This window comes from Paenibacillus sp. MER 99-2 (assembly GCF_023714095.1).
Lineage (GTDB): Bacteria > Bacillota > Bacilli > Paenibacillales > Paenibacillaceae > Paenibacillus.
This window is the reverse complement of the sequence record NZ_JAMAUZ010000004.1, coordinates 70,878-84,298: the sequence shown is the minus strand read 5'-3', so window position 1 is coordinate 84,298 and position 13,421 is coordinate 70,878. Positions and strand designations below refer to the sequence as shown.

15 protein-coding genes are annotated in these 13,421 nt (G+C 43.7%); 3 read left to right on the top strand and 12 right to left on the bottom strand.

The window, feature by feature from the left end; all coding sequences use genetic code 11:
* Positions 1 to 111: 111 nt before the first annotated feature.
* Complete coding sequence (locus M3636_RS18935; protein ID WP_251383608.1) at positions 112 to 339, bottom strand: hypothetical protein; 228 nt, start codon at positions 337 to 339, stop codon at positions 112 to 114.
* 342 nt (positions 340 to 681) lie between these two features.
* Positions 682 to 1,203: a hypothetical protein gene (locus M3636_RS18930; protein ID WP_251383607.1), complete on the bottom strand. Its 522-nt coding sequence runs from the start codon at positions 1,201 to 1,203 to the stop codon at positions 682 to 684.
* A 313-nt stretch (positions 1,204 to 1,516) separates the two neighbouring features.
* Here M3636_RS18930 and M3636_RS18925 point away from each other — a divergent pair, with 313 nt between their 5' ends.
* Both M3636_RS18925 and M3636_RS18920 read left to right on the top strand, forming a co-directional pair.
* Positions 1,517 to 2,095: a TetR/AcrR family transcriptional regulator gene (locus tag M3636_RS18925; RefSeq protein WP_145407236.1), complete on the top strand. Its 579-nt coding sequence runs from the start codon at positions 1,517 to 1,519 to the stop codon at positions 2,093 to 2,095.
* 72 nt (positions 2,096 to 2,167) lie between these two features.
* Positions 2,168 to 4,354 carry a YhgE/Pip domain-containing protein gene (locus M3636_RS18920; protein WP_251383606.1) on the top strand — a complete coding sequence of 729 codons (2,187 nt, stop codon included), beginning with the start codon at positions 2,168 to 2,170 and terminating at the stop codon, positions 4,352 to 4,354.
* Positions 4,355 to 4,633: 279 nt separating this feature from the next.
* Here the strand turns inward: M3636_RS18920 and M3636_RS18915 are convergent, their stop codons facing one another.
* Positions 4,634 to 5,053 carry a DUF4190 domain-containing protein gene (locus M3636_RS18915; protein ID WP_483311528.1) on the bottom strand — a complete coding sequence of 140 codons (420 nt, stop codon included), beginning with the start codon at positions 5,051 to 5,053 and terminating at the stop codon, positions 4,634 to 4,636.
* 180 nt (positions 5,054 to 5,233) lie between these two features.
* Positions 5,234 to 5,899: a DUF6709 family protein gene (locus M3636_RS18910; protein WP_353056301.1), complete on the bottom strand. Its 666-nt coding sequence runs from the start codon at positions 5,897 to 5,899 to the stop codon at positions 5,234 to 5,236.
* Positions 5,900 to 6,169: 270 nt separating this feature from the next.
* Between M3636_RS18910 and M3636_RS18905 the strand changes: the two genes are divergently transcribed.
* Positions 6,170 to 6,721 carry a DUF2570 domain-containing protein gene (locus tag M3636_RS18905; RefSeq protein ID WP_251383605.1) on the top strand — a complete coding sequence of 184 codons (552 nt, stop codon included), beginning with the start codon at positions 6,170 to 6,172 and terminating at the stop codon, positions 6,719 to 6,721.
* An 83-nt stretch (positions 6,722 to 6,804) separates the two neighbouring features.
* Here M3636_RS18905 and M3636_RS18900 read toward each other — a convergent pair whose 3' ends face one another.
* From M3636_RS18900 to melA, 8 genes are all read right to left on the bottom strand, one after another.
* Positions 6,805 to 7,236 carry a P-loop NTPase family protein gene (locus M3636_RS18900; RefSeq protein WP_251383604.1) on the bottom strand — a complete coding sequence of 144 codons (432 nt, stop codon included), beginning with the start codon at positions 7,234 to 7,236 and terminating at the stop codon, positions 6,805 to 6,807.
* Between the two features lie 166 nt (positions 7,237 to 7,402).
* On the bottom strand, positions 7,403 to 8,158 hold the full coding sequence (locus M3636_RS18895; protein WP_285859049.1) for an amino acid ABC transporter ATP-binding protein: 756 nt from the start codon (positions 8,156 to 8,158) through the stop codon (positions 7,403 to 7,405).
* Between the two features lie 108 nt (positions 8,159 to 8,266).
* Positions 8,267 to 8,926 (bottom strand): amino acid ABC transporter permease, encoded by a 660-nt coding sequence (locus tag M3636_RS18890; RefSeq protein WP_145407232.1) that lies wholly within the window; start codon positions 8,924 to 8,926, stop codon positions 8,267 to 8,269.
* Positions 8,927 to 9,067: 141 nt separating this feature from the next.
* Positions 9,068 to 9,838: an amino acid ABC transporter substrate-binding protein gene (locus tag M3636_RS18885; protein ID WP_145407231.1), complete on the bottom strand. Its 771-nt coding sequence runs from the start codon at positions 9,836 to 9,838 to the stop codon at positions 9,068 to 9,070.
* 131 nt (positions 9,839 to 9,969) lie between these two features.
* Positions 9,970 to 10,524, bottom strand: coding sequence for a DUF4825 domain-containing protein (locus M3636_RS18880; protein WP_251383603.1), 555 nt, complete (start codon positions 10,522 to 10,524; stop codon positions 9,970 to 9,972).
* On the bottom strand, positions 10,521 to 11,216 hold the full coding sequence (locus tag M3636_RS18875) for a permease prefix domain 1-containing protein (protein ID WP_251383602.1): 696 nt from the start codon (positions 11,214 to 11,216) through the stop codon (positions 10,521 to 10,523). Before M3636_RS18875 ends, M3636_RS18880 begins: the two co-directional genes overlap by 4 nt.
* 2 nt (positions 11,217 to 11,218) lie before the next feature.
* The gene (locus M3636_RS18870) at positions 11,219 to 11,578 is read right to left on the bottom strand and encodes a PadR family transcriptional regulator (RefSeq protein ID WP_145407228.1); all 360 of its coding nucleotides are present in this window, start codon (positions 11,576 to 11,578) and stop codon (positions 11,219 to 11,221) included.
* Positions 11,579 to 11,901: 323 nt separating this feature from the next.
* On the bottom strand, positions 11,902 to 13,407 hold the full coding sequence (gene melA, locus M3636_RS18865) for an alpha-glucosidase/alpha-galactosidase (protein ID WP_251383601.1): 1,506 nt from the start codon (positions 13,405 to 13,407) through the stop codon (positions 11,902 to 11,904).
* Positions 13,408 to 13,421: the final 14 nt, after the last annotated feature.

The window sequence follows — 13,421 nt, the reverse complement described above, 5'->3', positions numbered from 1 at the left end:
ATATGTTCTATCTGGTACTGCCCTTGTTATTGTATATGTTCTTATATTTTTATCCAGTACAGCATCTCTACCGACAGTTACAGCATATTTGGTGGCTCCAGGAATTTCATCTCATGTTACCGTTATGGAGTCATCCGTTGTGGTTACCGTTACATTAGGTTTCGGCAAATATGACTTCGTCGTTTCGTCACTTTCAGTAGCCGTTGGTGTAGAAGTAGTCTCAGTTTCAACAGATTCAGATGTTGCATAGGCTCGCGATGCATCTTTCCCCAAAAATAACAGATTGCCCAAGATAAGCTGAAAGGATAGGACAATATAAATAAACTTCCTAAATCTCATGGTTGTAACCACCTCTATGTATTTATGTTCATTCTAGATATGCAATCTAACTATATAATTCTTATTATCTAGTCTATCACGCTTATTGAGCACACTCTCTCTCACTCAAACAAATCTAAATCTACTTATACCTTCCTTTCAACAAAAGACTAAATACCTACCACACATTACACTCTAATCCAAAAGACCTACTCCATCATAATATGTAATAGAAACTTGAACAAGAGAAAACTAACTCATATTACCTTTTTTTCAAATTCCCTAATATAGCGCGTTAATTCCTTCGAAGATGTTGTGTTTGTTTTAATACCTTTCACCCCGTCACCCTGCTTTAATCTACAATCAATCAACGGCTACCAAGCCCCACTTTCCACCTTCGTCTTCTGCAAAATAATACGTAATCCCATATTCCTCTATATCGTTGGTATCCCTCATTATTTCACCGAGCACACCTACAAGAATGTGGTTCTTCGTTGTGTCCTCGGAAACGTGCCCAATCTCCGTAAACTTTACGTTCCCTCCGAATTGTCCCCAATGCCGATCAGCTACTTCTGGAACTAAGAACAAACTTCGAAAGGCAGCCTGATCTGATCTCACGTTAGCTTCTAGAGCTTCTTTCAATACCTCTTGGATCTCATCATTAAGAAGAGGATCATGCTCCTGCTCCCAATCAATAAATACACCTTGTTCAAAATTGGTCTCACTGCCCTCCGACTCAGTCTCCTGCTGTACGGCTACTGTTTCTATTTCTACATTCTCCTTACTTTGATCTTCTGGCGAGCTGGCCTCTCTGTTCAAGTCATTGCATGCCGCCATTCCGCTAGCAAGGCACAACAACACTAGCATACTAGCTGCTTTTCTCACTCTATTCACCCTCATATATGAAATGATTGATCTCAATCTCACCTGTTCCCTATTCATAGAATAAAGCTATTTTATCATACAAAATAATCCATATAATCAAAATCTAAGATAGCAGAATTCAGCTCTATTTTCCAAACACTTCACTTCCATAACTCAAAACATTTATTAAAAATATGATATAGATCACTTTCTCCTCCCCCAGGAAGATGCTACATTTGTTAACGACCAATTGACCGAAATAGTAAACTGGTCATATTGAACAGGATTCACTACTATGATCACCATCCCACATCATAAAGGAGATGCATAACCTATGGCTGCTATGGATCGAAGGCAGCAAATTATGAATTCGGCAGAACGATCGTTTGCCTTATTTGGTTACAAGGCCACAACGATGGAACAAGTCGCCCGCATTGCGAATGTAGGCAAAGGCACGATCTACACCTTTTTCGATAACAAAGAAGAACTGTTCAGGGAGATTCTACGCTCCATCATAAGAGACATGAAACACATTACGGAAGAGACCGTGCAAGACGATCAACCTTTTCTCGACAATGTGCACCAGAGCATGGATGCCCTACTGGAGTACAGGCAGAAGCATGAATTGTTAATCAAGTTGTTTCAAGAGGTCAATGAGTTCGGCACACCACAAGCGAAGGAGGGTTTACAAAAGGTAGAGTCAGCCATTCTTGAATATATGGAGCGTCAGGTTACGAGAGCTATGGAGCTGAAACAGATTCGCCAAGACAATCCCAAGATCGTCTCTTTTGTGCTCCTGAAATTGTATGTCACCTTAACCTCCGATTGGAACAAAACGAATCCAGCCTTACACAAGGCTCAGATACAGTCATTTGTGAGTCAGTTTCTCCAAAGCGGACTATCACCAACCTAGAGACTGGCCCCACGCCATACAGAACAATAAAGAAATAATAACGATAGTGTGATAATGGGGAGAGAGCGCATAATGAGATCCATACAAGTATTTTTCCAAGATATAAAATCATCCTTCAAGAAACCCAAAGTATTCATTCCAATCCTCGTGGTGTTGTTTATTCCTGTGCTGTACAGCGGCATGTTCCTCAACGCATTCTGGGATCCTTATGGCAAAATGAATGAGCTTCCTGTAGCTGTGGTCAATAACGACCAAGGTGCTACATTTAATGACCAAACCTTAGTAGTCGGCAATAATCTCGTCGATGAATTGAGAAAAAGTGATGATTTCCGCTGGGAGTTTGTAAGTCGTGAGCAAGCGGATCAAGGCATGAATGACAATACGTATTATATGACGATTGTGATTCCCGAGGATTTTTCCGCCAAAGCTACAACGCTAATGGATGACCATCCTACACCAGCAGAGCTTATATACGAGCCTAATGAAGGTTACAACTTCTTGGCAGGGCAGATAGGCGGTACCGCAGTCAAACAGATTAAGGCAAAGGTATCTGCGAAGGTCACTGAATCCTACACCGAAACACTGCTAGATCAGGTAGCAACGATATCCAGTGGTCTGTCTGACGCGGGCGATGGTGCGAGCAAGCTCAATGAGGGCTCAGCGAAGCTGAATGATGGAGCTAGCAAACTAAAACAAAACCTGTCCAAACTCGTGGACGGCACAGATCAACTGCAAGCTGGCGCAGCAACCCTGCAAGACGGTACAGGTACACTCGCAGATGGTATCGGCACACTTCATCAAGGCGCAAACTCTCTATCCAGTGGACTCTCCCAACTGGCCGCTGCTGGTCAGAAGCTGGAGAACGGAGCCACACAAGCTCAAGCTGGAGGTCAGCAACTACAAGCAGGTATCCAATCTGCTCATGATGGTGCTACTAAACTGGAGGCTGGTCTCGTTGCATCCGAAGAAGGCAGTGCGAAGTTAACAGCAGGTATTCAGGCTTCTGTTGATGGTAGCAGCAAAGTAAGCGAAGGAGCTCAAGCTGTTGCACAAGGATTAGCTCAGTTAACAGCGGCAAGCCCAGAGCTCGCCAGTAATCCGGCCGTACAGCAATTGCTTGCTGCAAGTCAGGCGGTTGCTGCGGGTAGTGAACAATTAGTTCAAGGTGGACAACAATTGGTCACGGGTAGCCAGAACCTACAAGCAGCTCAACAGCAATTACATCAAGGCAGCACACAGCTTGTACAAGGTGAACAACAATTGCTTCAAGGTGCTTCCCAGCTCTCTGCTGGACAGGAGCAATTAGCTGGAGGCTTACAACAGTTCAATGCCAAATTATCTGAAGCCGCTGCGGGCGGAGCCAAACTTGCCGTAGGCGCAGATCAACTGAATACTGGTGCAGACAAATTAGTGGCTGGCATGAATGAATTTTCAGGCGGCATCACTACAATCGCAGACGGCTCCAGACAGCTGGATGCAGGCGCAGCCCAGTTGCAGGATGGTACCATGCAGTTAACCGACGGATCAGGCGAACTTGCGAGCAAACTGATTGATGCTGCGGAAGAGACGTCCAGTGTGAAAAAGACGGATGAACTTGTATCCATGTATGCTGAACCTGTTCAAGTCGAAGAACAGAAGCATAACGAGGTACCTAACTATGGAACAGGGTTCTCCCCTTATTTCCTTTCCTTGGGTTTATTCGTCGGGGCTCTAATTGCAACATTAGTTGTACCTACGCGCAATAGCTCAGTCACAGATGCGAGTGGTTGGAATCGTTTTGTCAGTCGAACCTTAGCTTTTACATTAATGAGTGCTATTCAATCTTTGCTCGCTTCGTGGCTCGTTCTGTCAGGACTGGGGCTTGAGGTGAAAAGCGTTCCACTGTTTCTCTTATTCAGCTTCGTCACCAGCCTCAGCTTCATGTACATTATCCAGGCTCTCGTGACATGGCTTGAGAATCCAGGACGGTTCCTGGCTATTCTCATGCTGATCTTCCAATTGACGACAAGTGCAGGTACGTTCCCACTGGAACTTATCCCGAACTGGCTAAGAGTATTCAACCCATGGTTGCCGATGACCTACAGTGTGACTGGATATAAAGCGGTAATCTCAAGTGGCCAATTCGGTGTCGCATGGGATCAGATCGGTCTTCTGTTGATCTTTGCCATTGTAGGATTGGCAGGTTCGTTCACCTACTTCATGGTGCATCGTGCTGAGAAAAGCGAAGTCGTTCAAGGTGAAGCAGCACTTCATATATAAAAAGAAAAGATAACTAGCAAGGCGGATATCATTGATGCATTCTCTTCGACTTAAGAGCGAAGGTGGTTGCCAGATATCTGCCTTGCTTTTTTTGTTGGGACGATGCGGTGTTGATTATGCGCTATGTATCTTCTTTATTTTTGCGGCTACCAAAATGGATAACAGAAAAGACGATCCTCAGGTAACTACATACCTTACAGACCGTCTAATGATTAACCCTATAAAATCACACTACATGCTCCGCCTTCAGGTGGTATGCATGTAGCCTGAAATATCTGCTTAGAACAGATACGTGAGTGAATACGTAGATGAGTACGCATCCCCATAGAGGACAACTGCTACGATAATAAACAAAATGATCAGTGCATAAATCAGTGTGCCGATAATCCCGCAGACCAGCCCGGCAACGGCTAGCCCTTTCCCCTGCTCCATACGAACATTGATTTCTTTAAGTGAGAGTGCTGCAAAAATAATAGCTACGATTCCGATAATAAATCCGATATATGGAATCATAATCGACAATATCCCCAACACAAGTGCTGCGATTGATTTGCCGTTAGTCTTCGGTGCCATATATGGTGGATAAGGCGGAAACGGTGGTAGTGGATCATTATAGTTCGGGTGTTGATTCTGATTCTGATTATAATTCTGATCCACATCATTCTGTCGGTAATCCAAAGGTAAATCCTCCCTATTCATGAAGTATTATCATTATACTGGATTATGCGAAAATCCAATATGTGTTTTTATGTAAGAAAGTTAATATCAGTGAATGATTACTTTGCACTAAATAATTCTAAGTTTAAAACCTTATAGGCTTTCGAGCATTAGATGTATTTATTTTACGATTCTAAAATCAACAATATGTATAAATCTTGATTAAAGCTTGCGTTGTTGGTGCTTCAGCTGTGACAATCTTCCAATCATAATCAGGCCAATTAGCGCCAAAATTCCTAGATAGATTCCAGCAAACATCGTATACATCTGCTCTGACTGATCCTCAGTGAGCCCTGATGGAATGTTCAGATTCACCATGTAAGGCCAAATCTCTTTCTCCATATTAGCCGTCCCAACAGACTTGCTAGCGTATTCCTCCATGTATTCGTTAGCATATTTGACCAATTCAGGATCCATACTTTCGATCTTGCCATTGCTCACAATTGGAAAGTTTATTGCGTTTTCACCATTATTCGATGTCTGTGCCAATGAATCATATCTTTTCGTATCAGGCCACAACACTTTAACCACAAGCCCTTTTCCTTTGTACGGGTACAGATAAAAATAATGCTTGTTCATTTGGGATTTATCTCCCTCTCTTTGCATGTAGAACTCTGCAAACACAGGATGGATTCGTTCAAACTCGATCTCAACGTAATCTCCAGCAGATATTGTTTCTGGTTCTAGATCCTTCAAGTTGATGAATCCTTCTGCAAGTTTCTTGTTGTTAATGAGCCCAATTACAAGAAAGGCACCAAACACTATGGTTACCAATAGGAATGATATTACGGTTCCTCGTATGATCTTTCTCTTATCTAAGGTTTGCATATTTTATAATCCTTTCTTTAAATTCCAACTACTGTTTATCCTAGGTGTATATCGGTCTAAATGGCAGTTAAATGAAGTATTAGACTACAAACACATCTAAAGTCCTGTATGGAATAGATTAATTGACGTAACTACGTACCGACATTGACGTTTAGTGACGACGCATAATAGATGAATTTCTTTAGTGTAAACTCTCCCGCTTTTCAATAAATCAAGCCTGTATCAATAGTAAAAATATGTTATTCTAACTTAAGGAATGGGAGGTATATGATGTACAAAATTGCTCTTATATTGATATCCATAATTGGTTTGATGGCGGGTTGTACCTCATCTGAAGCACCTGTCGATACGTTGCAGCAAGCGGAGCAGAACCAGGATCAGGCGCAAACGATCAAGGAACTTGAAGAGAAAAACCAACAACTTCAGGAACAGATCAATCAACTTCAGGTAGATGTAAATAGTGAGGAGATTAGAAATAATCTAAGAGAAACGTTGAATATGACATTCAAGCTCATTGCTGCCATGGAGTCAGGGGATACTGCATACATGAAGTCCATTTCTTCACCAAACGTGGAAATATCTCAGGATAACAAGCAATTCATCATTGCAAAGGAAAGTCATTCTTATGAGGTCAACTTCATTAGCGGATTAGCGTGGGATGAGTTAGAATTCAGAGGTTACGATCAGACGGATTCAGGTCATTTTATGCTCTTCGTAGCCCATTACAATTATTCAGAGGGTTCAGAAGGACATGCCGCATATGAGTTTTCTTTTGTCCGTTCGTCTGAAGGAGAATGGCTGTTTGACGGATATATTTCTTAAGTGAGAAAACATAGAAAGGCCTCTAATTACCAAATAGGCTGAAGAGGCTTTTTTCATATGTCTCGCAATTAGCGATTTTAACTTCATTCTTCGCGGCTGATAAAACCTCGTACACATAAATCTTTAAGTACATACCATAAGAACGAAACAAGAAGCTCATCCTCATCTGATGCGTACTCATGGCAATGATCGAATATTACAATCCATTTACGTCCAGCAGTTCGAAGATCAAAATCGTGGTCGTACGACAACATATTAATTAAAGAACCAACTGAGAATAGAGGAAATACGTTCTTTTCAGGTACTCGTCTTCCTCCATTGTAAATAATAATCCAATGGTCGTCATATTCTTCGATCGCCTCTACATAGTAGGTTTCATGAGTATATGGAGTCATGATAAAAAAAGTATCTCCTACTCTCATAGAATATTTAATTGAACGGATTACACTCTGGAACTCTTCAGGATCCAAATCAAATACTTCATCAATAATCAACACATCTGAATCATATCGCATACCTAATCTCTCCCTAGATGTAATACTACTTCATTCGACAACTGGTTTAATTTACCTCCTCCATATCATTGCAATTTAAATCCATGCATTTCACACGGTGTAAAGCAACAAAAAAACACGTAACGACAGTATCTTGAAATACCTCATTACGTGTTCATATTTTTAATTACCCTTCCACCTCTACTCGTTGTAAAAACGTCCGTGTACGATCCAGTTTCGGCGCGCCAAAGATCTGTTCTGGTGGGCCGGCCTCGGCAATTTCTCCGTTGTCCATGAAGAACACGCGATCCGCTACCTCACGGGCGAAGCTCATCTCATGGGTCACGATCATCATGGTTATGTTCTCCTGTGCTAACTGCTTAATTACACGGAGCACCTCACCTGTTAGCTCTGGATCAAGTGCAGATGTCGGCTCATCGAAGAGCAGAATATCCGGCTGCATCATCAAGGCACGGGCAATCGCCACCCGCTGCTTCTGCCCTCCAGACAGATTCGCTGGATAAGCATCCGCCTTGTCCGATAGCCCTACTTTGCCGAGCAATTCCAGACTACGCTGCCGAATAACTGCTGTGCTTTCTTTTTTCAACGTCTTCGGAGCCAGCTCCAGGTTCGCTCGTACAGTCAGATGGGGGAACAGGTTAAAATGCTGGAATACCATGCCCATCCGGTCAGTGATCTTCCGAATCTCCGCAGCATTTGCATAACTCCCGTTCTCCGCCAGCTTCTGCCCCTGAATGCGAACCGTGCCTCCTGTGATCTCTTCGAGATGAATGAGGCTACGTAGCATCGTACTTTTACCCGAACCAGACGGGCCAATGACAGCGATGACTTCGCCGGGTGCAACGTTAAACGACACCTGTTTGAGCACATCCAGTGCACCAAATGATTTTTTTAACTGAGTTACTTCTATTATATGTGTCATCCATACACAGTCCTTTGATTAAATAATTTGAAAATTCATTCCGACACCATGTCAGAAGATTGATCTGTTATTGAAGTAACAGGTGTAAATATCCGTCTAGTTCAGCTATTACTCGAACGAGAAACGCTTCTCCAATGCCTTAAATAGCAAGGTAAGCACAAGCGTCATCAATAAATACATAACTGCAGCAATAAAAAATGGAATCAACTGAATATCTCTGTTCACCGCAGCTTGAGCATAATACAGCAATTCAGGCACAGCGACAGCATATAACAGTGCAGTATCCTTGATCAACGTAATCGACTCGTTCGCCGTTGCGGGCAACACCACACGGATCATCTGTGGAATAATAACTTTTACCATCGTCTGGGTCTTAGACAGTCCAAGTACCTTCGCTGCCTCATGTTGCCCCTTGTCAATGGAGAGCAAGCCGCCCCGGAAGATCTCTGCAAAGTATGCTGCATAATTCAGCACAAATGCCATCGCCGCTGCAACGAGACGATCAAACACTAGATATTCTCCGATAACTGGCAACAGCGGAAGACCGAAGCAGAAGAACAAAATTTGCAGTAATAGTGGTGTTCCTCGCATCACATAGACGTAAGTGTGTGCAATCCAAGCAAGTGGTTTAAACCGGCTACGCATCATTAACGTAATACCAAAACCAAGCGGTATAGATAGAACAATTGCCAATAAAAACATCAAAATCGTTGTCTGAGCCCCTTCAAGCATAGGCTTCATCACCGTTAATATATAATCCCAGCTCATGAATATGTCTCCTCTAATCTGTTAACCCCGCACTCCTCGCGGAAGCATCACATGCTCCATTGCGGAATACGGGGTCATTATGGTAGCGAACATCTGGACAAGCCAGCTCCATTCACATCGGTATGTCAGGCCATCGCCTGTCTATTTCAAAACCTTATCTTCACCCAACCATTTGGTTGAGATTTCAGCTGCTGTGCCATCCGCATTCAGCTCATCAAGCGCCTTTTGCAGATCGTTCAGCAAAGTCTCATTTCCTTTTTTGATACCAATACCATATTGCTCTGGAGCAAGGGACTCATCCAGTAGTTTATAAGTTCCCTCTTCCTTCGCCATGTAGTACCTAGCAACAACCTCATCGATAATGACCGCGTCAAGACGAGTCGTTTTCAGATCTGTCAGAGCCAGTACGTTATCTTTGAACTCGGAAGCTTTTACTTTGTCGTTCAGTGGACTTGCCGCCAGTGCATCTGCCGCAGAGGACAGTGCTTGCAAACCTACGTTTTTACCGTCCAATTCATCTAGCTTAGTGATCGGTGAACCTGCAAGCGTAATGACAACCTGACTATTTTCAAGATACGGCTTCGTAAACAGCACTTTCTCTTTACGCTCATCCGTAATCGTATATCCGTTCCAGATCATATCGATCCGGCCACTGTTCAGCTCAGACTCTTTGGAAGACCAATCAATCGGCTGGAAAGTAACCTCTTTACCCATTTTCTCCGCTGCTGCCCGCGCATAATCAATATCGAAGCCAACAATTTCATTCTGTTCATCCCGGAACCCCATCGGTGCAAACTTATCATCAATTCCCACAATAATGGTGTTATCGTCCTTGCTTCCGGAACTGGAGCATCCAGCCACAATAATCATACATATACTGATGAATAATAGTAAAATCGCTTTTTTTCTCATCTCTCTTACCCCTCCATGTCTATAAACCAAGCCAAACGCTTTAGTTCGTTACCACGTTATCAGAGACTTATAATAACATAGCATGGGAGAAGAGTCGAGTATGTTGTCCATTTCCGTTCAGTTCATACCGCTTAATTGTCAATAATTTGTGAAAAAGCGACCTTCACTTGCTCGGTTGACACGAGCTGTTTACGTACATGTGAATCCCACTCATCTGTGATCTGAAGCGCATCTAATTCAAGTCCAGCCCATTGTTTTGTAGCCTCTCGACTTAAAGAATACCGCGTATCCTCCAACTGGTACACAATGTGCTCCAAATTATCAATCAGTACAAAATTGGCAGTTGCATTGTAAACAAGCATCCGCTTCAGTTCTTCCTCCTGCAACTCATCCGAACGTAAACTGTACTTCACTTCCGCCGTAAATGTATCGGGATATAGCTGATAACCATTCAAATATTCAGCCAAAGGTAACCCCTGATTCAGATGGCTCAGATTAGAGAAGTCTCCCATATATGCACTCCGATATTTCTGTAAGGCGGTAAAATCATGAGTTAAAGGGTTCTGCTGCTCGGCAGCATAAGCCTGCTGCTTCGCTTCAATTCTAGGATTAATAATCCCTTCAACCACGGTAAGAGCTACGAGTCCGACAAGCACTAACACGATGATCCAACGATTCTCCCTCATCCTCTGATCTCACCTACCTCAAATTCCCTTACTAAACGCCCTGCCTTCTGCACAACCAACGGCACGATAATGGTCAGCAAAGGGATCACAAAAGCAATAACTAGTACAGCAAATTGATAAGGTCCCTCCACCTGAACAGGGCGACTATACCAAATGTTACTTCCGAATCTTAATGCAGCCTGTGTTCCCCACATAACCAAGATCAATGCACCCCACATCCACCAGGCGATGCGCGTCCACTTCCTTAATGCTGTTGATCGAATGACAGTCGTCGCTTCTGCATCCCGTTGACGTTCTCGATTGCCCAACATATATAACAGGTATGCCCCTCCCACAAGTGCACTTGCAATCATAAGCCAAAAGTTAACGATCTTACCCTCCATCAGAACTCTCATCGGAATGGTAATGATCCACGCAATCAAACAGTAGATTAATGCAGACTGCAATACCGCAGTCCAATAAGGGAATCGTTGTACCTGATGATGATCACTCATAATCTGATCCAGACCGGCAATATGCTGAATAGCCTTCTCAAAAGCTTGTTCCTCACTCATTCCCTGATCGATATAATCCTCCACTCGGGCTGTAAGGTTGCTATGTATCTCCTCCTTCAATTCTCTGTTCGCTTTTGTATCCTGCGCATGTTCAAACAGTCGTTCTATATGCCTTGAAATACGTTCTTCTAGATTCATATCTATCCTTCATCTCCCTCTGCTCTAGATATAATGATCATGCTGTCAATCAGCGTCTTGGCTGCTTGCCAATCCTGAAGCTGTCTCTCATAGGCTATCCGACCCTCCGAAGTGACTCGATAATATTTGCGTCTACCGCCCTGCGTCTGTTCTCCCCAGTACGATTCTACATATCCATTCGACTCCAACCGCTTCAAGCTAGAATAGAGCGTTGGTTCTTTCAATTCGAACCGTTCCCCACTCTTGCGGTAGATTTCCTTAATAATGCCGTACCCATAATGATCTGTCGCCAGAAGCACACTCAGAATCATGGGATCAATATTTCCTCGAATCAAATCACTATTAATGGTTTGCTCTTGCATCTGACCGACTCACCGACTTTCCTTAACCTGGGTATACTATAAGACATATTACTATGTCTGTAAAGGTAATATGTTTATCATAACAAACATCGAAAATAAAAAAAATAGTGATACACACCAGCACGAAAACTGGGGCACATCACTATTTATAACTAGGAGTGTATATTAATAAGGACGGTTTTCAGTACCGAGAAGATAGGATGAAACTTGAAATGAAGTAGTGGAGAGTAGGCAAACCTACGTGAGCAACTACATTGTTTCCGAAGGAAACAAACTTGTAAGCCTCCACTTATTTCGGCTGAATCCCTTATCCGACGCCTACACTATTGCTGTACTTTCTCACGATCTTTCCCTTTATCGGACTCACCTGCATTTTTGTTCGCTGCATCCCGATCCTGCTGCATTTCTTCCACCGTTTTCACCTTGAGACGCGCAGCACCCTCATATTCCTTCGTTGGAATGAGATTACCCGCAGCCAGTCTCGCTTCAGCGGCAGCAATCGCTTCTCCATACTGCGGCAGCCATTGTGCCTGAGCAACCAGCATCTCATCAACCATTTGCCAGATTTCCTTCGGATTACATACCGCACCAACGAGCGGGTCCATCATGAAGGCTTGGCGGAGCAACGTGTCATCTCCATGGACAGCCGCCTCAACGGCAAGCCGTTGGACTGAAATGCTCACATTACATACAGCTGCTGGCCCGAGTGGAAGATCACCTACATGCGGCATTGAAATTCCATTACGATCCACATACCCCGGAGCTTCGATTATCGCATCATCCGGCAAGTTGGAAATGACTCCATGATTCACAGTGTTAAAGTGTCCACGATACACCCGCCCTGTCTCAAGTCCTTCGATAATATAGGAACCATGTTCCTCCCCACGCTTTTCTGGAACAAACCGCATCGGCTCATCCTTCATCCAGTTCGGGAAATCCGTCTCAAACCAGTTTCTTCCCTCTGTACATACACGCAAGTATCCACCCGTCTCACCATTAATCCAGTTACCTAGATCAATCCAGTCTGTGATCTCTTCAGGACGCTTGCGATACCAAGACACATACTCGCTAAGATGACCATTCGATTCCGTGCTATAGTAGCCAAACCGGCGTAACATATCAATTCGCACTTTCTCCGTACGACTAAACTCTGGATGCTTCTCGAAGGCTTCAAGCAGATCACCCGTGAGATCCCGTCCCTCGTGAGAGGCCTGAATATACCAAGTCTGATGATTAATTCCGGCACAGATAATATCGACTTCACTCTTTTGCAGTCCAAATGCTTCCGCAATCTGATGATGCCCGTGCTGCACACCATGACACAACCCAATCGTTCTCACGCCTCCATGCTTATTACATGCCCAAGTTAACATCGCCATCGGGTTGGAGTAGTTCAAGAGCAATACATCTGGTGCACTGTGCTCACGAATATCCTTACATATGTCCAGCATCTCGGCGATCCCACGTTGCCCATACATGATGCCACCCGCACAGAGCGTATCGCCTACACATTGGTCAACACCATATTTGAGCGGGATATCCACGTCGGTTGCAAAAGCTTCCAGTCCACCTACACGAATGGTGCAAAGCACATACTTTGCATCCTTGAGCGCTTCTCTGCGATCTGTCGTTGGCTGGATTGTAATATTCAGTCCATTCTCACGAATGTCCCGCTGACATAGCTCTGTAACCATGTCCAGGTTATGCTTATTAATATCACAGAACGCGATCTCAATATCGCGGAACTCTGGAACAGTTAACAAATCGCGCAACAGCCCTCGTGTAAACCCAATACTTCCCGCACCGATAAATGCCACTTTAAAAGACATTGCTAATTCCTCCC

Coding starts and splice junctions, on each gene's coding strand:
- M3636_RS18935 (WP_251383608.1), bottom strand. CDS start 339: ATGAGATTTAGGAAGTTTATTTATATTGTCCTATCCTTTCAGCTTATC.
- M3636_RS18925 (WP_145407236.1), top strand. CDS start 1,517: ATGGCTGCTATGGATCGAAGGCAGCAAATTATGAATTCGGCAGAACGA.
- M3636_RS18920 (WP_251383606.1), top strand. CDS start 2,168: ATGAGATCCATACAAGTATTTTTCCAAGATATAAAATCATCCTTCAAG.
- M3636_RS18915 (WP_483311528.1), bottom strand. CDS start 5,053: ATGAATAGGGAGGATTTACCTTTGGATTACCGACAGAATGATGTGGAT.
- M3636_RS18910 (WP_353056301.1), bottom strand. CDS start 5,899: ATGCAAACCTTAGATAAGAGAAAGATCATACGAGGAACCGTAATATCA.
- M3636_RS18905 (WP_251383605.1), top strand. CDS start 6,170: ATGTACAAAATTGCTCTTATATTGATATCCATAATTGGTTTGATGGCG.
- M3636_RS18900 (WP_251383604.1), bottom strand. CDS start 7,236: ATGCGATATGATTCAGATGTGTTGATTATTGATGAAGTATTTGATTTG.
- M3636_RS18895 (WP_285859049.1), bottom strand. CDS start 8,158: ATGACACATATAATAGAAGTAACTCAGTTAAAAAAATCATTTGGTGCA.
- M3636_RS18890 (WP_145407232.1), bottom strand. CDS start 8,926: ATGAGCTGGGATTATATATTAACGGTGATGAAGCCTATGCTTGAAGGG.
- M3636_RS18885 (WP_145407231.1), bottom strand. CDS start 9,838: ATGAGAAAAAAAGCGATTTTACTATTATTCATCAGTATATGTATGATT.
- M3636_RS18880 (WP_251383603.1), bottom strand. CDS start 10,524: ATGAGGGAGAATCGTTGGATCATCGTGTTAGTGCTTGTCGGACTCGTA.
- M3636_RS18875 (WP_251383602.1), bottom strand. CDS start 11,216: ATGAATCTAGAAGAACGTATTTCAAGGCATATAGAACGACTGTTTGAA.
- M3636_RS18870 (WP_145407228.1), bottom strand. CDS start 11,578: ATGCAAGAGCAAACCATTAATAGTGATTTGATTCGAGGAAATATTGAT.
- melA (WP_251383601.1), bottom strand. CDS start 13,407: ATGTCTTTTAAAGTGGCATTTATCGGTGCGGGAAGTATTGGGTTTACA.